Raw genomic sequence first — 17804 nt, 5'->3', positions numbered from 1 at the left:
GTGGAAAATCAAAATATTTACATTCTCGCTATTGAATCTTCCTGCGATGATACTTCTGCGGCCATATTGCATAATAAAAAAGTACTGAGCAATGTTGTGGCAACACAAAAAATACATGAGGAATACGGGGGCGTTGTTCCCGAATTGGCATCTAGGGCGCACCAACAAAATATAGTTCCTGTGGTGCACCAAGCATTGACCAAAGCAAATATCGATAAAAAACTAGTATCCGCCATAGCTTTTACCAGGGGACCTGGACTTATGGGTTCATTATTGGTCGGAACCTCGTTCGCAAAATCATTATCGCTGGGACTAGATGTTCCTTTGATAGAGGTCAACCACATGCAAGCCCATATTCTTGCACATTTTATAGAGGGCGATACCCAAAAACAACCCCCATTTCCGTTTTTGGCCATGACCATAAGTGGCGGTCACACCCAGATTGTTTTGGTGAGGGATTATTTTGATATGAAAATCATTGGGGAAACTTTGGACGATGCCGTAGGCGAAGCTTTCGACAAAAGTGCCAAAATACTGGGACTGCCTTACCCAGGTGGCCCCTTGGTAGATGCTTATGCAAAAAAGGGCGACCCAAAAGCCTTTCCCTTTCCCAAACCTAAAGTTAAGGGACTAAATTTTAGTTTTAGTGGGCTAAAAACCAGTATTTTATATTTTGTTCGCAAAGAAGTTGAAAAAAATCCAAATTTTATAGCAGAAAACCTGAATGATATTTGCGCCTCGATTCAATACACCATCGTCAATATTTTGATGGACAAATTAAAAATAGCCGCCATACAAACCGGTATAAAACAGATAGCTATCGGCGGCGGCGTGTCAGCAAACTCGGGTATACGAAAAGCTTTGATCAACTCTCAAAAAGAATTGGGATGGCAAACCTATATCCCAAATTTTGAATATTGTACCGATAATGCGGCCATGGTCGGTATTGTGGGCTATTTAAAATTTATTGAAAATGACTTTGCCAAACAAGACGTTACGGCAAAGGCCAGGTATTTTATCACTAACTAAATACAATGTAAGATGCAACTCTTTTACAATCCCAAAATTGATAACAGTGCGGCCCATTTTGTTTTTTCGACTGAAGAAAGTAAACACATCGTTAAAGTACTTCGCAAAAAAGAGGGTGATACACTACATATTACCAATGGCAAAGGCTATATATTCGAAGCCAAAATTTTATCGGCAGACCTAAAAAAATGCAAGGTAACCATAATCGATACCGATAAAAAAATACAAAAGATGCACTGGTTGCACATGGCCGTGGCACCCACGAAGAACAATGACCGGTTTGAATGGTTTTTGGAGAAAGCTACCGAAATCGGGGTAAACGAAATAACCCCGATCATATGTGAGCGTTCGGAACGTAAAGTCATTAAAAAAGAACGATTGGAAAAAGTGATGCAGTCCGCAATGAAACAAAGCCTACGCGCTTATCTTCCCAAATTGAATGACGCTATCCCCATGACGGATTTCCTGGCCAAAGAACATAATGGGCTATTATTTATTGCACACTGCGAGGAAGAGGAAAAAATGGACCTCAAAAGAAGGGTTGCGGCCGATAAAGACGTGACTATTTTGATTGGGCCCGAAGGGGATTTTTCCGTTCCCGAAATAAAATCCGCTTACGAAAACGGATTTTGGCCCGTATCATTGGGAGAAAGTAGATTACGAACGGAAACCGCAGCTCTGGTGGCTTGTACCACCGTGAATATTATCAATAACGGCTAAAACAAAAATCCACACCCCTTAGAACAAGTAATCAAGGGATGTGGATACAAACCAAACACTAAAACTAAGCCTTTACCTGCTCACCGTTTTTTTTGCTGCTCCGGTTATTTCCAGATCATCATTTTCCAAAAACAGCATCAGGTGAACTTTTTCTTTGGGTTTTACGATTTCCGGTACGCCCAAGTAAGCGAAACCCTCAGTATCTTTTGTTGAAATATATTTTTCAGATACGACTATATTGCTATTGGTGAGTGTTCTATCTCTGTTCTCACCCCTTTTTACCTGCGTGGTGCGCTGGTCCAAAACCAAAACCGCCCTTACTTTTTTATTTTTCAAGTTGCCATACAACTTATAGTCAAACCCAATGGTTTTTTCATCATTGACCACATTGGATATATTGATGGTATTTTCTGTTTTTTGTTTTGAATAATCATTTATCTTGGCATACATCTTTGAAGTGTTTGAGCCTACAAAATGCGCTTTACCGTTTACGACAACTTCCGGGGTATAATTGCCCCTATATCCTATTTTTGAATTATAGCTGCTTTGCTTTTTACCGTATTCCGCTTTACTAAAAGGGTCTTTCCAGCCAATATGGTTCCAATAGTCTACATGATAGGAAAGCGCAAAGACATTCTCATCAAATTCATTTTTTACTTTATTCAACAACAGATCTGCCGACGGACAACTGGAACAACCCTGAGATGTGAACAGCTCCAAAACCACAATGGGCTCATAAATATTCTCACCGGTTGCTTTCGTTTCCGGTATACCCAATTTTGAGATTTTGTTTTTGGTAAAGCCCGATATTGCAAGACCACTAAAAACTAATGCCGCCAACATGATTTTTTTCAACATGATTATCATTAAATTTGATACAACTTTGTACGACTTCAAATGCAAAAACTTACAAGCCTCTGTTCGGTTATACTGCTTTTTGGGAGTTTTTTAACTTCTGGACAAGAGATTGCAGTGCTAAAGTATAACGGTGGTGGCGATTGGTATTCCAACCCTACCGCACTACCCAATTTAATCGAATTCTGCAACCGCAATATCAATACGCGAATAAATACCAAAACGGAAACCGTTGAAGTAGGAAGTATTTCTATTTTTCAATATCCCTTTATACATATGACCGGGCACGGGAACGTTGTATTTTCAAATGAGGAAGCCAACAACCTTAGAACCTATCTTTTATCCGGCGGGTTTTTACATATTGATGATAATTATGGTATGGCCCCCTATTTAAAAAAAGAGATCATAAAAGTTTTTCCCGATAAAGAACTTGTTGAATTGGGTGCGGATCACCCCATATTTTCACAGGCCTACACCTTTCCCGAAGGTTTGCCCAAAATTCATGAACACGACGGAAAAAGGCCACAGGCCATGGGCATTTTTCACGATAACAGGTTACTGTTGCTCTTTACGGTTGAAAGTGATCTTGGTGATGGTTGGGAAGACCCATTGGTTCATAATGATCCCGAAGAGGTACGGTTAAAAGCCCTGCAAATGGGAGCCAATATTGTATCTTACGTCTTTAATAATTAAATATGACCACCAAAACCATATCTAACGGAATTTTAAGGGCCATTGCCATTCTCGTAGGTATAACATTGATTGTATTTTTTCTGTATAAAATACAGTCTGTTTTGGCCTATTTGGCGATAGCGGCCGTAATAGCCCTAATCGGCAGGCCTGTTGTACTTTTTTTAAGAAGAAAATTAAAATTTCCGAATACACTGGCCGTTGTCTTGACCATGGTGTTTATGGTTGCCGTTATTGCCGGCATAGTTGCACTTTTTATCCCTTTAATTACCGAGCAGGGCAAAAATCTCTCATTGCTCAATATAGACGAACTTCAGAAGAGTCTCAACACTCTGTATGGGGAGATAACCCAATATTTTGGGGCTTCGCCCAGTGATGTCAAAGACATTATAGAAGAAGCCGAAATTGAAAAAGATGATATCCTGAAAAAATTCGATGTGAGCTTTATTCCCAATTTCCTCAACTCTTTTTTAGACCTGGTCAGCACTTTTAGCATAGGGTTGTTTTCGGTAATCTTTATCTCTTTCTTTTTCCTGAAGGACAGTAAACTGTTTCAAAACGGATTATTGACCTTTGTCCCCAAAGCAAAGGAAAAGGGAACGGTAAATTCAATCGAAAAAATCAATGGGCTCCTATCCCGATATTTTGTTGGACTGCTTTTGCAGATATTCGTTCTCTTTGTTATTTACACTATTGTATTGTTCATAGTTGGTATAGAAAACGCAATAGTAATCGCTTTTCTCTGTGCCCTTTTTAATATTATACCCTATGTGGGCCCAATCATAGGCGGAGTACTCATGCTTTTGTTGACAATGACGAGTAATTTGGGGATGGACTTTAGCACCGTAACCCTACCAAAGACCGGCTATGTTTTTATAGGCTTGGCAATTGGCCAATTGGTAGACAATTTTTTCTCACAACCTTTTATATTTTCCAACAGCGTGAAGTCACATCCGTTAGAAATTTTCTTGGTCATCATCATTGCCGGACTATTGTTCGGTGTATTTGGAATGGTAGTCGCCGTACCTGGCTATACAGCGATTAAAGTGATTTTAAAGGAATTTTTATCCGAAAACAAAATCGTAAAAAAGTTGACAGGAAATTTATAGTATCGCTTTGAATAAAAATATATTAAAAACTGGTGTACAACAATTTATAAATAAAAATTGGAATACTGACACCATGGCAGTGTTATTTAAAAAATCCATTTTTGATGGTGTTGCCAATAAAGAGATAGTACAGCAGTTAGAAAGCAAGAAAAAGTGTAAAAATAAGCTGCCAACATGGTTCAATACCAAAGGAATATATTATCCAAAAAAGATACATATTGAACAGACCTCTTCTGAAATCACTGCTAAATACAAAGCCAGTTTAGTTGATGGAGCATCGCTCTTAGACTTTACGGGTGGGCTGGGTGTCGACAGTTATTTTTTCAGTAAAAAAATTGATTCCATTACCCATTTAGAAATAAACGATGAACTCTCTTCGATTGCGGCATATAACTTCAACGTTTTAAAACAGGGTAACATAACTACCATTTGTGAAAACGGCATTTCGTATTTGCAAGCATCAAAAAAAGAATTTGATGTAATTTATTTGGATCCTTCTAGAAGAAATAAAGCCGAACAAAAAGTGTTTTTGCTTTCCGATTGTATGCCAAACGTACCCCGGTATTTGGAGCTACTTTTTAAAAGCTCGGAAACCATTTTAGTTAAAACGTCGCCCTTACTCGATTTTTCAAACGGTATACAAGAATTAAAATATGTAAAACAAATACATGTAGTTGCCATCGAAAACGAGGTAAAAGAGCTTTTGTGGCTTTTGGAAAAAGGCTTTACGGATGATATCCTTATTAAAACCATTAATATAAAAAAGAACGAAAACGAGGCTTTTGACTTTAAATTTTTAGAGGAAAATAAAGCAACCACAAGATTTGACACTCCCCTAAAATACCTATATGAGCCCAATGCCGCCATACTTAAGTCGGGAGCCTTTAGGTTGTTGGGCGAAAAACTGAACCTATCAAAGCTTCACGAGCATACCCATTTGTATACCAGTGTGGTAGCGTTGCATTTTCCCGGAAGATGTTTCAATATAGTGCAAACGGTGCCCTACAATAAAAAAGCCATAAAAACTTTAGGGCTGAAAAAAGCGAACATCACAACGCGTAATTTCCCCGAATCGGTTTTGGAAATTCGAAAGAAATCAAAAATTAAAGATGGTGGTTTTGACTATTTGTTCTTCTGTACAAATAAAGAAAACAATCTTATCGTAATACATTGTAGAAAAAATTAGCCCTATTTATTCACACGCCCACTTGAAATTGGCGACCTTATCATTTGAAGCAGCTGACAAGTTGTAATGCCACCATTCTGTACGAATGGACCAAAAACCATGTTTTTCCATGGTTTCTTTCAACAATTTTCTATTATCAAGAATATTTTGGGGCAAATCAAAATTATCGTGATATGCCCGTTTGCCAAAAAAATCAAAATCGGTACCCATATCCAGCTCCTTCCCATCCATATCTACCAAAGTTATGTCGACAGCCCCACCCTTGTTGTGTATGGAACCTTTTTCCGGATTGGCTACATACTGGGAATTAGGCACTATTTCCCACATTTTATATTGTATCGAATTGGGTCTGTAGCAATCAAAAAACTTGATTTTCACACCTTTGCCCTTAAAATCAGCATTGGCCGTAAGTAATGCTTTGGCTGTTTTTACCCTAGTATAGCACTCCCCACATTCATATACTTTTTCCTCCAAAAAATTATTGTCGGTGGCATACCGCATATCATAAGCAAAACCATCACTAAAATCAGCTAAGCGTACAAAGGTAGTATCGGCAAGTCCTTCAAAGGTTCTGAACGTTTTTTTGGGAACTTTTTTATCGTGGTTCAACGTAGAGTCCCTGACAATCGAATCTTGAGATATTGAAGATTCGAAGTGTGTATTTTTATCAGTATTGGTTTTATCTTCCTTACAGGCAAAAAATAATAAAAAAGTAAACGATAACAAGCCTATTCGCATTCCCCAAGTATATTATATGAAGTAAAGATACTTGAATATGAATAAAAAAGAAGAACCTATCAAGCCGTTACTTGATAGATTGCAGAAATGACAGGCTTTGGGGTATTTGCTTAACGGAACGTGAAGATTCGTCTTCTATGAACATATATTCGATACCCAACTCTTTACCACGTTTTACCAATGCCGCAATATCAATTTGACCTGTACCTAAAACCACGTTGGTCTCTACATCGGAATGCCCTGTGTTATTTCCTTTTGTACCTTTTTGCATATCTTTCAGATGCATCAATTTGAATTTGTCGGGATACTTGTTCAACATAGCCATTGGGTCTGCTCCGCCGTGCCTGAACCAGTATACATCCATCTCAAAATCAAAATGTTCGGCATTCGCCGCCATGTAGTCAAAGAGAGTACCGTTTTTATACGGGCGAAACTCATAGCCATGTGGATGATATACCAAAGTTATCCCTTTTTCTTTTAGGCGCTTTCCCGCTGAGTTGAACACTTCTACCGCTTCTTTTGTGTTGCTGATGCCGAACTCGTCGCCTTTGTGGTCTATCCAAGCACACATTACATATTCCGCATCATAATCCTTTGCCCTTTGGATAACCGTATTCAAATCATCTTTGAGTTCCAAATACCCGCCTTGAACACTAACAATATCAAAATTACGTTCGGCCAACATTGCCTTGAATTCGGCAACGGGCAGTCCGTAAGAATCACCGCCCTCAATTTTGACAATATCCCAGGATTTAATGAGATCCAAGGTTCCAGATACATCTTTTTTGAATTGATTTCTTAGGCTGTACAATTGTAAACCGACTTCTTGTGCCGATAGTGCAAAAGTAGCTGTGAGTGCTGCGCAAAAACATAGTATTTTTTTCATCATCAGGTCAATAGGTTTCCATTTTCATCCCATTCTGCAATTACATTTCTTTTGCTCTGATCCACGCATTTTGCAATCCATTCCGGGTCATAGGCAACACCATGCTGATCCAGCACGTCTTGGGGCACACCGTCCCATACATTGGGCTGATTGCCTTTGTAACCCAAGTCGGCGATACCTACCTTAGATGTATAGTACCCGGTCACTGTTAGGTTACGCATTAAGGCAAAAAATTGGATTTCCAAGGGTTGCTCATCCAAAGGTATTTTTGGATCATGGTAACATATTTGGTCACAAATCATTTTTTGCTGCTCCAGGGTAGCTGATTTGAACTCTGTTCCGAACTCGGTATTACTTTTATGGTCCATCCACATGAGTCCGCCCAAAAGTATAGGTTTCATTTCGGGAATGTCTTTTCCCATAAATTCGATAAGCTCGGGAACCTCTGCCTCAATTGGCCCGCCATGCGGTTCTTTAGGGGGGAGAATCACCGTACTCAAAACGGCTATGGTCTCCATTTCATGCGTATTGAACAATTGTTCGGCGTTCAGTTTTTCAATACGTTCCAGTTCTTTTGGGGTACGACCAAAATATTTGGTGTCCTCGGTAGCCGGAATTTCCTGATTCGTTTTCTCACCATCTGTTTTACAACCATGAAATGCCAAGGCCGATGCACCAGCTCCAAGGATTATGGTCTGTATACTTTTTCTTCTATCCATGGTCTAAATATTTTGTTGTTTCAATTGCTCAATAATATAATCCGACGCTCTCCACGAAAGTGCCAATATTGTCCAAGTACAATTTTTATCGGCTTGCGAAACGAACGGCCCCGCATCTACGATAAAAACGTTATCGACGTCATGTAATTGATTAAATTTGTTGGTAACCGAAGTTTTGGGGTCATCACCCATTCGCGTGGTTCCTACCTCGTGTATGATTTCTCCGGGGGCATTTAGGCCGTAATCCTTATCCTTGCCCGGTTTCTCGCCCAAATAATGCCCACCCATGTTGTGTATTATCTCTTCAAAGGTGTCTTGCATATGCTTTGCCTGATTTCTCTCCAGATCTGACCATTGATAGTTGAACTTTAAAACTGGTATACCATATTCATCAACCGTAGTGGGATCGATCTCACAATAGTTTTCTTTTCTTGCGATACCTTCGCCTCTACCGCCAAAACCGATTACGGCACCATAGTATTTCTTTACCTCTTCTCTTAAGCTGTCGCCGTAACCACCGACCTTTAAACCAAAATACTGGTTAAGATCGCCTTGGTTCCACCCAAAGCCATAGTTTGGTATGGACATACCCCCCCAAACTTCAATATGATAACCTCGTGGGAAATCAAGTTTGGAATTATCGCCCCACCATGGGGAATATACATGCATTCCCCCAACACCGTCCTCATTATAGGACACCTTACGGTTCATTAAACCAGGAATTACGCCGGCAGCTCCCGACCCGGTGGAATCATGTAGATATTTACCGACCAAGTTACTACTATTGCCCAATCCGTTCGGGTGTTGCTTGCTTTTAGAATTTAGGAGGATACGTGCAGAGCTACAAGCAGACGCGGCCAGCACGACTACTTTACCCTTTAAAGCATACTCTTTACGGTCTTCCTTATTTATGTAGGATACACCTGTTGCTTTACCTTCTTCGTTGGTTAAAACCTCACGTACCATTGAGTTCACATAAATCTTGACCTTACCACCACTTTTTTGTGCTGGAAATATTAAGCAGCTCCCCGAGGAAAAATCCGCATAGGCAGAGCATGACCTTTTACACTGCCCGCAATAAAAACAGATACCACGTTCATTATTTATCCTTTTGGTCAACATTGACAGCCGTCCCGGAATTACGGGAACATTTGATTTTTTTGCCCCTTCTATATAAAAAAGCTCATGCAATCTTGGTTTTGGGGGCGGTAGAAAAAAACCGTCCGGGTCATCTTCCAAACCTTCGTTGGTTCCAAATACACCGATTAATTTATCTACTTTGTCATAATAGGGTTTAACATCATCGTAACCAATGGGCCAATCATCGCCATACCCATCTCTGGTCTTGCCTTTAAAGTCTTTTGGCCCAAAGCGTAACGAAATACGCCCCCAATGGTTGGTGCGGCCTCCTAACATTCTGGAACGCCACCATCTAAATATAGTGCCTTTTGTATGTGTATAGGGTTCCCCTTCAACTTCCCAATCACCATATGACATATCATCCCCGCCAAAAGCACGGTCAGTACCGGCAAATCGCCTTGGGGATTCATAGGCCCATTTTAGTTGCGTCATCGTCTTAGGGTCTGCGGGATCAAAAAATGGCCCTGCTTCAACTACTGCTACGTTTAGGCCTGCATCGGCCAATTGTTTTGTTGCCATTCCGCCACCAGCTCCAGATCCAACAATAATTACGTCATAAACTTCCGGTGATTCCTTTATCTGCATAGTATGGTTTTTATGAACCACAATTTATAAATTAATATCATGTTTTAACAATTTTTTATACGAACAACATCGTTACTATGGCTTTAGTGCAACTAGACATGGTGGAATGACATTATACCGTAGGAAATTATCTATTAAGAAGCTATTTACGCTTTTGATTTTGCAACCAGATGTAGAGCTCTTCGTCGCTATATGCCGTTTCCCAGGAGTTATGCCCTACCCCCTCATAAATAGTAAACTTTATATTTCTGCCCATTTCTTTTAGTTTGTTCACCATCTCAATAGATTCAGATATGGGAATAGACTCATCTTGGTCGCCATGAAATACCCAAATGGGCAAATCCTTATCTATCCATGATGCATAGGGCACTGGGGCCATTCCGCAAACAACGGCCATAGCGGCAAACTTTTCAGGGTATTGCACCGCCATTTCCCAAGCTGCCCCGCCCCCCCTACTTAAACCGGTAATATATATTCGGTCCAAATCCACTCTATGCGTTTTGATTATAGCATTTAACAGTTGATTGACGGACCTTGTATTCCACCATTTTTTCTGATACGGGTTTTGAGGCGCAAGAACTAGAAAAGGAAAGTCCCTACCTTCTGCTATCAACTTGGGCGGACCATTACTTTTAATGGTTTCAATAGCGGCTCCGGATTCGCCGCCACCATGGAGAAATAAAAGCAGTGGGAATTTCCCATCCTTTTTGACCTCGTAATCTTTGGGAAAGTATAGATAGTATTTTAAATCCTCATTGACCAAAGTATGCATTTCACTCTCAATGAGCTGTGGAGTCAATTGTACAGGGGCATGAATATCTATCTGCGGTGTACTTGAAAAAGGACCTGTTCCAAAATACGCCAAAACAAAAAAGGTCAGCAAAAAAAGTATGTTGATCAAAATAGAAACAAGTAACAAGGATTTCTTCATTGAAGGCGTATATTTTCACATTTGTGAAGTTAAATAAATGGATTTACATAAATGGTTTACCGTTTGTCGAAAAAAATTAAAAGCCTGCCCAGGCTACCTTAAAATATGAAATCCTCTACGAAAACAATCAAGGATTTAACGCCTATTTTGATATCAAATCTACCTTCTTTCTGTAAAACCTATGAATTTTTGCTAGTACTACTTTGGGTGTGTTTTGTGAACTTTGTCGAAGATTATTAACCTTTAATCGAAGAAATCATGAAAAATCCCCTCTTCTACAATGTGATCTTTGGATGTATTATAACACTGTTCAGTACTGCACTAACAGCACAATCCAAACCTACGAACGAGAACGCTAAAAAGTCTCAGAATTATCAAAAACTAATAGATTTTGGTTATACCGATCAAGAAATTTTTGAAGATTTAGGAAATGCCTACTTTTTGAGCGAAAATTATGAAACCGCTATATTTTGGTATCGAAAGTTAAAGACCGTAAGCCATAATGGCCAACTGCGCAAAAGTTATCAGGAACGGTACAATTACGCTTTACACAAAACGGGAGCCAAAGAAGTTGCCTTCAGCGCCAATGACAAAGATTGGTTGGCTTCGGTAAGGTCTGATTACAAAACAAAGCAGACTTCCAAAAAAGATGAGAGATTCAATGAGCTGAACCTTAATTTTAAGGATGAACCAATGACCGCAATGCTACAAGTAGACGGTAAAAACAAACATCCTTTTATGCAACAAGCGCCTGTAGCTCTTACCGAAGATGGAAATACTGCATATTTCAGCAAGGAAATACTCGTAAAACCGTCAACTGGCATTTTCTCCAAAAAACAATTGGTACATAAAATATTCAAAGCGGAAAAAATAAACGGACGATGGAAAAACATCAGGCAGGTAAGCTTGAGTCCTAAAGATGCTTCGGTATTACATCCAACAGTTTCAAAGGATGGCAAACGATTGTTTTTTGCATCAAATATGCCCGGAACATTCGGCAAATATGACATTTATGTTTCCAATATTCGTAAAGACGGTTCTTTGGGTATTGCCAAAAATTTAGGCACAAAGGTAAATACCAAGGAAAATGACCTCTATCCCAACCTCGTAGGTGGCAATACCTTATTCTTTGCATCGGAAGGAAGAAAGGGGTATGGTGGAATGGATATCTATATGGTAGATGTTAACGAAAAAAAAGTAGGTATTGCGGTTAATTTGGGCAGCCCTATCAACAGTGCCGAGGATGATTTGGCCATACGCTTTACGACCAAGAACGGTATGGGCTATGTAATGTCAAACCGAGGAAAAAACAAGGAGAACATTCATCAAGTTGCCTTCTCATACGTTAACAAACAAGAAAACAACGCCAGTGCGAAAAGGGAATTTGATATCGCCGATGCTTTTACAAACGATGTAAAAATAGATTATTCCTCAACAGTTTTTGAAGACGAATGATAATGTAAAGAACTCAACCCAGACTTTTGGTTACCCCCTAGCCAAAAGTCTATTACCCAAACAATCCAGTAACAAGTATCAGATTGTAAAATACAGGTGAGTCAGGACCTTACCCTGATAGCATAATTCAAATCTTAGTACCATGAACCATAATATATCAACATCAAATAAAATAAGTTTTTTACTTATATTTTGTACGGTTATAGGTATACAGGTAACGTGTGCCCAGCAAACCGAAGTGAACCAAAATCTTAGTTCGAGCAACACGTACCACAACCAGTTATTTTTCAACCGGTTTTTAATAAACCCAACGTTCTCATTGGTCAGGGAAAATAAATCTTACCTAAATATATTGCACAGAAACCAATATGCGACTTTTGAGGACAATAGCCAAAACTATTTTTTGGGCTTTAGCAATAAGCTAAATGAAAACACGGCCTTGGGAATAGGGGTCTATAGCCAATGGTCGGGCGTAGTGCAGGAATTCGGATTTAATGCCAATTACGCCACAGCGGTAAAATTGGGAGCGAAAAGTAGATTGACTTTTGGTGCCAACGTTACCTATTTTAACTCGGGTCTGGATAAAAATAGGGTTGTTGCTACAGAAAATGATCCCAATATTATTGATGCGAGAAAAGAAAGTAAGATTGCGGTCCAACCCGGTATTACCCTTTCCGTTGGAAAATTTGACTTTGGTCTATATGCAGAGGATTTGCTACGCTATAACCAGACTACAAACGAATTTTTGACCAATCTGAATGATAAAAGCATAAAAGCTTCTTTACAATATACGCAAACGTTCAACGCCAGTAGGGGATTATTTGCCGATGCGAGGTTGATGCCACTGGTTCAGATGGGCAGAAATGAGAACGGTAGTGTATCCTACCTCGGTTCTGTTTTGTTGGATTTACCAAATTATGGATGGTTTCAAACTACTATGGACGACCAATATGGACTATCTATGGGATTAGGTTTTAACATAAGCAAAAAAATGTCACTGGGTTATTTAATGGAGAAAGATGTTTTACAAGGTGATACGGATTTGGGATGGAATCATGAAATATCCATGGCTTATACCTTTAAAAACGAAAACGATGTATCAACAAACTACACTAGTGATTCCGAAGATGCAAGAATAGATAAAATCGTAAGAAATTATGAGGAGCAAATCCTGGCCCTTAAAGAAGAGAACGATAAACAAAGAAAGAGAGACAAAACCCGACATAATGAGAATAAAACCACAAAAACCGATGCCAACGCACTGGCCCAACAATATAGACCAATAGAGGGCCAAACCGTATCAGAAACCGATGCTAACTCGCTGGCATACCAAAACAGATTGATCTTGGATGAGCTTATTTTAAGACAAGACTCTATAGAAGCAGCCCGTAACGAAGCATTTGAAAGAAGGTTTGAGACCATTGTCAGGGTCATCCGAAGCGATATCAAACAAAACTTGAAAGCAGCTCAGAATATTAATACGGTATCGGGTACTTTGTTGGCAACAAATAGCAAAGCAGTTGAACCTGTGGCAAAGACAAAAGTCGTGAAAACCAACCATCGAAAAGATTTCTTGGAACTACCTCCAATTAAATCTTTAGGAAAATCCGATGTTGTAGGGGTAACTTCAGGCTATTATGTAATCGCGAACGTGTATAAAAACAAGGTATATCTAAATGCCTTTATGAACGACTTGAAAAAGAAAGGCCTCAATCCTAAAAAATTCTATAACAAAGAAAACGGTTTACATTACGTTTACTTGGCCGACTTTGACGTAAAGCAAGATGCCGAGACCGCTTTCGTTTCAAATTTGGGTGGCAAGTACAACGATGAAAAGTGGATCATGCAAGTAGATCATACCACTGCGACCGCTGCCAATATGTATGAAGATGGTGACGGTTATGAATAAAGTGGGCAATTAGCAATGAATTAAGAATTAGATTAAAAAATTATGTATTTGGTTTATTTACATAGAGGTTGAATATTGTGCTGATAAAAAGAAGGGGTATCCGGGGGGATAAATACAGCCCCTTCTTTTTTTATTCAATTATGAATGAGCTCTCACATCTACTTGAAACAAACCATACAATTCGGGAGAATTAAATAAGGTATACAAACCAACCGGTCTGCATTTGAACGAAAAAACTCACATTTAAACGAGGCGTATAGCTTTATTTTTTACATTTGAGTATAAATAAATGTATAACTTCCAAATCCCCCCAAATGATGGAAAATTACCTTAACCTACGACGTAATGTCAAAATCTGTTCCTTTGTAACCAAGAAGGAAGAAAATCTAAAAAGGCTACTCGAACATTTTAGTTTCTATCCTCGTTAGCTTATACTCTTAGAATATAGATTGTAACCACATCCTTTCTTGCAAGGGCTTAAATTCTATTGCCTAAGGCAATTCTAGAAAGCATTGACCCTGTTAAAATCGTAAGATTCGTACTAGGATTACTTCCATTTTGATTTATTTGGTAAATCGATTTGAGAAAGATAATATGAGCGAATGATAGGATAGGTTATGGTCTGATTTTGATAACAAACAGTACAAACCAAATCCCCCCATTTCTATGAAACCACATATTCAAAAAATCATTGTGATTGACAATGACCCAAAATTCCATGAAATCTATACCTACTATTTTGAGAGGTACTTGGACTATTCCTTAGAAGGTATATATACCACCATATCCCATGCTTTAGACGATTACGATACAATAATGCCAAACATAATAGTGTCGGATGTTTCCCTTGAAGGAACCGATGGAATTACGAGCATCTCACATTTTCGTAAAAAAGATTGGAATGCCAAAATAATCATGGTCAGCGACCAATCTGATTTTGAAATCATAAAAAAATCGTTTAAAAATGGTGCTGTTGGATATTTAACAAAGCCCCTTAGCGAAAGGCGTTTATATGAGGCACTTAACTCAATACGCTATGAAGGTGTTTCTATGAGTCACGACATCATAAAAAAAATAGTATCAACGTTTAGTCGTAAATCTTATGAAATGTTCTCTGAGAGGGAAAATGAAATTATAGATTATCTGCAAATGGGCGCCACGTATAAAGTTATGGCCGAAAAATTATTCGTGACCACAAGTACAATAAATTTTCATATGCAGAACATCTATTTGAAACTCAACGTAAATTCAAAATCCGAAGCCCTTATCAAATTACAGGAGATCGATCAAGAATTGGCTAACTGTGCTTGATTATCAAAAAAAAGAGCTTCCTCATAGAAGCTCTTTTGAATAAAATGCCAGTGTGATCGCGAAAGGATTCGAACCTTTGACCGTCTGCTTAGAAGGCAGATGCTCTATCCAGCTGAGCTACGCGACCCAATCTAAAACCATTTGTTTAAAAGCAAACGATTTGCGATAACTTTTGTCGGGGTGGCAGGATTCGAACCTGCGACCTCCGCGTCCCAAACGCGGCGCGATAACCGGGCTACGCTACACCCCGAAACCGTTATCTATTTTAATATAAAGCGGAGAGACTGGGACTCGAACCCAGGCAGCACTTACGCGCTGACAGATTAGCAATCTGCTCCGTTACCACTCCGGCACCTCTCCTAAAAACATTCAAGAACCTGCATAAAAATGCGGATGCAAATGTACTTCTTCATAGATTAGAACGCAACTTTTTTGTTCTTTTTTTGATGAAGAAACATAAAGCCATTTATCTACTCGGGGTATTCTATTCTTAGGTGGTAAATATTGGTCAATTTTTGCTTTAAAACCTTTTTGATAATCTCGATTTCCTTAAAGGTAATATTAGCGTTCAAAAACTGATTGGCCTGCATTTGCCCTCCGATAATCTTGTCTACAAACTCATCAATAATCAAAAAGGTGGGATTTTTCAAGCTTTTGGAAGCCGCCTCGACCGAATCGGCCATCATTAATATTGCGGTCTCTTTGGAAAATGGTATTGGTCCGGGGTATTTAAAATTTTCCTCTTTTGCACCTTCTTCGCGTTCTGACTGTTTTTTGTAAAAGTAATAGACCAGATTGGTACCGTGGTGGGTGCGTATAAAATCGATTATTCTGTCGGGCAAATTGTTTTTACGAGCTATTTCAATACCCTCGATAACATGATCTATTATGATTTTAGCACTGGTATTTGGTTCCAGGTCATTATGTGGGTTGACATTACTGATTTGGTTTTCGGTAAAATAAGTAGGATTGTTCATTTTACCGATATCGTGGTACAAAGCACCGACCCTGGTCAGCATGGCATTGGCCCCTATCTCATTGGCAGCTGCTTCGGCTAGATTGGCCACCTGTAACGAATGATGAAATGTTCCCGGGGCTTTGTTTGATAGTTCTTTTAAGAGTTTGGAGTTGGTATCCGAAAGTTCCAACAGCGACACATCGGATACAAGCCCGAACATTTTTTCATAAACATAAATTAGAGGTTGTGCAAACAAGGTTATCATACCGTTCAATAAAAAAAAACCAAAGGCCAGCCACACTATATTATCTAGATTGCCTTCGTGAATAATGTGAAAGGCCAAATAACCAACTATGTATATCAAGGTAATCTGACCTACCGATATAAAAAGATTGGCTCTTTTGTATAATTCCGATACGGTCAAAATTGTAACGATACCCGCAATAATCTGCAAGAAAATGTACTCAAAGCTGTTAGGTACCACAAAACCTAATATAAGTACAGTTAATACGTGCACAAAAAGCCCCAATCTAGCATCAAAAAATGTCTTTAAAATCAAAGGAAGAATACATAACGGTACAACAAAAATATAGGCTTCGTTGTATTTTACGATCAAGGTGGTCACAAATACCATTTGCAGGATATTGAAAAAAATGAAGGTAACTTTCGTATTGTTATCAAAAATTGCTCTCCGGTATTTTTTCAAAAACAACAAGAGCATCATCAACACCAAAGCTACAAGTACCGTGTAACCAAAAAGTATAAAATAATAGTTGTTTGCCGTCCATAGTTCAGATTCGTATTCGGCCTTTAAGGATTCCAGAATTTTTAAATTTTCAGACTCCACTACTTCGCCCTTGGCGACAATAAGCTTGCCTTCATCTACATTACCCCTTGTGTAGGATATTTTTGAAAGTTCGGATTCCAATTCTTTTCTAGAAAGGTTTTCATCCAAAAAAACATTGGGCTTAATTGCGTCAAGGATGAGTTCCTCGTAAACAGACCTATAAGCATCCAATCTTTTTGCGCTTAGCTTCAAGGTAATCAACCTTTCAATATCATCCAACTTGAGAAAACTATCCACAGAGAGTCTTTTGGCCTCATTGTCCGACACCAAATAAATATCCTTGGTGTCCATATTTCGGTTACCTTTTCGCAAGACACCTTGTGCATAAATATCATCGAGAATAGATTCGCCTACGGATTTTAACTGTTTGAGTTGATTTTGATTAAAGTTTGATTGTTCAAAATATGATGAAAAGTTTTGTTCAAATAGGTCGTATACTTCTTCCTTTACGTTCTCGTCATACCTATAGTAACTCAGCTGTTTTTCCTTGATTTCATTCTTTTCCTGAGTGATTTCCGAATCGCTCTTTTTTATGGAAAAATCGAACGGAGCATACAGGTTTTCATACTGCCAGGGTTTACCTTTTTGGAACTCATACTTGAATTTCCCGCCCTTGGGAAGAAAGAAAACAATAAGGAATATGGATAAAAAGTAAAGGACGTACTTATATATCAGAGACTGATTTTTATAAAGCTTATCCAAAAAATTTCGCATTTGTGTAGATGTATAAAGTCAA

15 protein-coding genes and 3 tRNA genes are annotated in these 17804 nt (G+C 38.8%); 8 read left to right on the top strand and 10 right to left on the bottom strand.

Annotation, left to right across the window (positions count from 1 at the left end; genetic code table 11):
* Both tsaD and HYG79_RS15325 read left to right on the top strand, forming a co-directional pair.
* Window positions 1–1029 carry a tRNA (adenosine(37)-N6)-threonylcarbamoyltransferase complex transferase subunit TsaD gene (gene tsaD, locus HYG79_RS15330; RefSeq protein WP_179242942.1) on the top strand — a complete coding sequence of 343 codons (1029 nt, stop codon included), beginning with the start codon at window positions 1–3 and terminating at the stop codon, window positions 1027–1029.
* 12 nt (window positions 1030–1041) lie between these two features.
* Complete coding sequence (locus HYG79_RS15325) at window positions 1042–1749, top strand: 16S rRNA (uracil(1498)-N(3))-methyltransferase (RefSeq protein WP_179242941.1); 708 nt, start codon at window positions 1042–1044, stop codon at window positions 1747–1749.
* Window positions 1750–1821: 72 nt separating this feature from the next.
* On the opposite strand, the gene HYG79_RS15320 is transcribed toward HYG79_RS15325, so the two are convergent.
* Window positions 1822–2607: a DUF1223 domain-containing protein gene (locus HYG79_RS15320; protein ID WP_179242940.1), complete on the bottom strand. Its 786-nt coding sequence runs from the start codon at window positions 2605–2607 to the stop codon at window positions 1822–1824.
* A gap of 39 nt (window positions 2608–2646) precedes the next feature.
* Between HYG79_RS15320 and HYG79_RS15315 the strand changes: the two genes are divergently transcribed.
* The 3 genes from HYG79_RS15315 to HYG79_RS15305 all read left to right on the top strand — a co-directional run bounded on the left by HYG79_RS15315 (window position 2647) and on the right by HYG79_RS15305 (window position 5589).
* Window positions 2647–3297 carry a DUF4159 domain-containing protein gene (locus HYG79_RS15315; protein ID WP_179242939.1) on the top strand — a complete coding sequence of 217 codons (651 nt, stop codon included), beginning with the start codon at window positions 2647–2649 and terminating at the stop codon, window positions 3295–3297.
* Between the two features lie 2 nt (window positions 3298–3299).
* Window positions 3300–4403: an AI-2E family transporter gene (locus tag HYG79_RS15310; RefSeq protein WP_179242938.1), complete on the top strand. Its 1104-nt coding sequence runs from the start codon at window positions 3300–3302 to the stop codon at window positions 4401–4403.
* Between the two features lie 73 nt (window positions 4404–4476).
* Window positions 4477–5589 carry a THUMP-like domain-containing protein gene (locus HYG79_RS15305; protein WP_317168459.1) on the top strand — a complete coding sequence of 371 codons (1113 nt, stop codon included), beginning with the start codon at window positions 4477–4479 and terminating at the stop codon, window positions 5587–5589.
* Between the two features lie 6 nt (window positions 5590–5595).
* Here HYG79_RS15305 and HYG79_RS15300 read toward each other — a convergent pair whose 3' ends face one another.
* From HYG79_RS15300 to HYG79_RS15280, 5 genes are all read right to left on the bottom strand, one after another.
* Window positions 5596–6327 (bottom strand): M15 family metallopeptidase, encoded by a 732-nt coding sequence (locus HYG79_RS15300; RefSeq protein ID WP_179242936.1) that lies wholly within the window; start codon window positions 6325–6327, stop codon window positions 5596–5598.
* Window positions 6328–6394: 67 nt separating this feature from the next.
* Entirely contained in the window at window positions 6395–7216 is an 822-nt protein-coding gene (locus HYG79_RS15295) for a sugar phosphate isomerase/epimerase family protein (RefSeq protein WP_179242935.1), read from the bottom strand.
* Window positions 7216–7932, bottom strand: coding sequence for a gluconate 2-dehydrogenase subunit 3 family protein (locus tag HYG79_RS15290; RefSeq protein ID WP_179242934.1), 717 nt, complete (start codon window positions 7930–7932; stop codon window positions 7216–7218). Before HYG79_RS15290 ends, HYG79_RS15295 begins: the two co-directional genes overlap by 1 nt.
* Window positions 7933–7935: 3 nt before the next feature.
* Complete coding sequence (locus HYG79_RS15285) at window positions 7936–9657, bottom strand: GMC family oxidoreductase (protein WP_179242933.1); 1722 nt, start codon at window positions 9655–9657, stop codon at window positions 7936–7938.
* 142 nt (window positions 9658–9799) lie between these two features.
* Window positions 9800–10588: a carboxylesterase family protein gene (locus tag HYG79_RS15280; protein WP_179242932.1), complete on the bottom strand. Its 789-nt coding sequence runs from the start codon at window positions 10586–10588 to the stop codon at window positions 9800–9802.
* Window positions 10589–10846: 258 nt separating this feature from the next.
* Between HYG79_RS15280 and HYG79_RS15275 the strand changes: the two genes are divergently transcribed.
* The 3 genes from HYG79_RS15275 to HYG79_RS15265 all read left to right on the top strand — a co-directional run bounded on the left by HYG79_RS15275 (window position 10847) and on the right by HYG79_RS15265 (window position 15263).
* Window positions 10847–12043: a TolB family protein gene (locus HYG79_RS15275; RefSeq protein ID WP_179242931.1), complete on the top strand. Its 1197-nt coding sequence runs from the start codon at window positions 10847–10849 to the stop codon at window positions 12041–12043.
* 142 nt (window positions 12044–12185) lie between these two features.
* On the top strand, window positions 12186–13952 hold the full coding sequence (locus HYG79_RS15270; RefSeq protein ID WP_179242930.1) for a PorP/SprF family type IX secretion system membrane protein: 1767 nt from the start codon (window positions 12186–12188) through the stop codon (window positions 13950–13952).
* Between the two features lie 666 nt (window positions 13953–14618).
* Window positions 14619–15263 carry a response regulator transcription factor gene (locus HYG79_RS15265; protein ID WP_179242929.1) on the top strand — a complete coding sequence of 215 codons (645 nt, stop codon included), beginning with the start codon at window positions 14619–14621 and terminating at the stop codon, window positions 15261–15263.
* A 53-nt stretch (window positions 15264–15316) separates the two neighbouring features.
* On the opposite strand, the gene HYG79_RS15260 is transcribed toward HYG79_RS15265, so the two are convergent.
* From HYG79_RS15260 to HYG79_RS15245, 4 genes are all read right to left on the bottom strand, one after another.
* Window positions 15317–15390 (bottom strand) — tRNA-Arg (locus HYG79_RS15260).
* A gap of 48 nt (window positions 15391–15438) precedes the next feature.
* Window positions 15439–15513, bottom strand: a tRNA-Pro gene (locus tag HYG79_RS15255).
* 26 nt (window positions 15514–15539) lie between these two features.
* Window positions 15540–15623: transfer RNA gene (locus HYG79_RS15250), tRNA-Ser, on the bottom strand.
* 110 nt (window positions 15624–15733) lie between these two features.
* Window positions 15734–17782 (bottom strand): HD family phosphohydrolase, encoded by a 2049-nt coding sequence (locus HYG79_RS15245; RefSeq protein ID WP_179242928.1) that lies wholly within the window; start codon window positions 17780–17782, stop codon window positions 15734–15736.
* Window positions 17783–17804 lie beyond the last annotated feature (22 nt).

The sequence above is a fragment of the Costertonia aggregata genome (assembly GCF_013402795.1).
In the GTDB taxonomy this organism is placed as follows: domain Bacteria; phylum Bacteroidota; class Bacteroidia; order Flavobacteriales; family Flavobacteriaceae; genus Costertonia; species Costertonia aggregata.
Note: the sequence above shows the minus strand (reverse complement) of the source record. Positions and strands in the feature narration are given on the sequence as shown.

Bases quoted from the DNA above. Each gene is read 5' to 3' on its own strand.
- HYG79_RS15270 (WP_179242930.1), top strand. From the start codon at position 12,186: ATGAACCATAATATATCAACATCAAATAAAATAAGTTTTTTACTTATA.
- HYG79_RS15295 (WP_179242935.1), bottom strand. From the start codon at position 7,216: ATGATGAAAAAAATACTATGTTTTTGCGCAGCACTCACAGCTACTTTT.
- HYG79_RS15290 (WP_179242934.1), bottom strand. From the start codon at position 7,932: ATGGATAGAAGAAAAAGTATACAGACCATAATCCTTGGAGCTGGTGCA.
- HYG79_RS15280 (WP_179242932.1), bottom strand. From the start codon at position 10,588: ATGAAGAAATCCTTGTTACTTGTTTCTATTTTGATCAACATACTTTTT.
- HYG79_RS15245 (WP_179242928.1), bottom strand. From the start codon at position 17,782: ATGCGAAATTTTTTGGATAAGCTTTATAAAAATCAGTCTCTGATATAT.
- HYG79_RS15285 (WP_179242933.1), bottom strand. From the start codon at position 9,657: ATGCAGATAAAGGAATCACCGGAAGTTTATGACGTAATTATTGTTGGA.
- HYG79_RS15315 (WP_179242939.1), top strand. From the start codon at position 2,647: ATGCAAAAACTTACAAGCCTCTGTTCGGTTATACTGCTTTTTGGGAGT.
- HYG79_RS15300 (WP_179242936.1), bottom strand. From the start codon at position 6,327: ATGCGAATAGGCTTGTTATCGTTTACTTTTTTATTATTTTTTGCCTGT.
- HYG79_RS15275 (WP_179242931.1), top strand. From the start codon at position 10,847: ATGAAAAATCCCCTCTTCTACAATGTGATCTTTGGATGTATTATAACA.
- HYG79_RS15265 (WP_179242929.1), top strand. From the start codon at position 14,619: ATGAAACCACATATTCAAAAAATCATTGTGATTGACAATGACCCAAAA.
- HYG79_RS15305 (WP_317168459.1), top strand. From the start codon at position 4,477: ATGGCAGTGTTATTTAAAAAATCCATTTTTGATGGTGTTGCCAATAAA.
- HYG79_RS15310 (WP_179242938.1), top strand. From the start codon at position 3,300: ATGACCACCAAAACCATATCTAACGGAATTTTAAGGGCCATTGCCATT.
- HYG79_RS15320 (WP_179242940.1), bottom strand. From the start codon at position 2,607: ATGTTGAAAAAAATCATGTTGGCGGCATTAGTTTTTAGTGGTCTTGCA.
- HYG79_RS15325 (WP_179242941.1), top strand. From the start codon at position 1,042: ATGCAACTCTTTTACAATCCCAAAATTGATAACAGTGCGGCCCATTTT.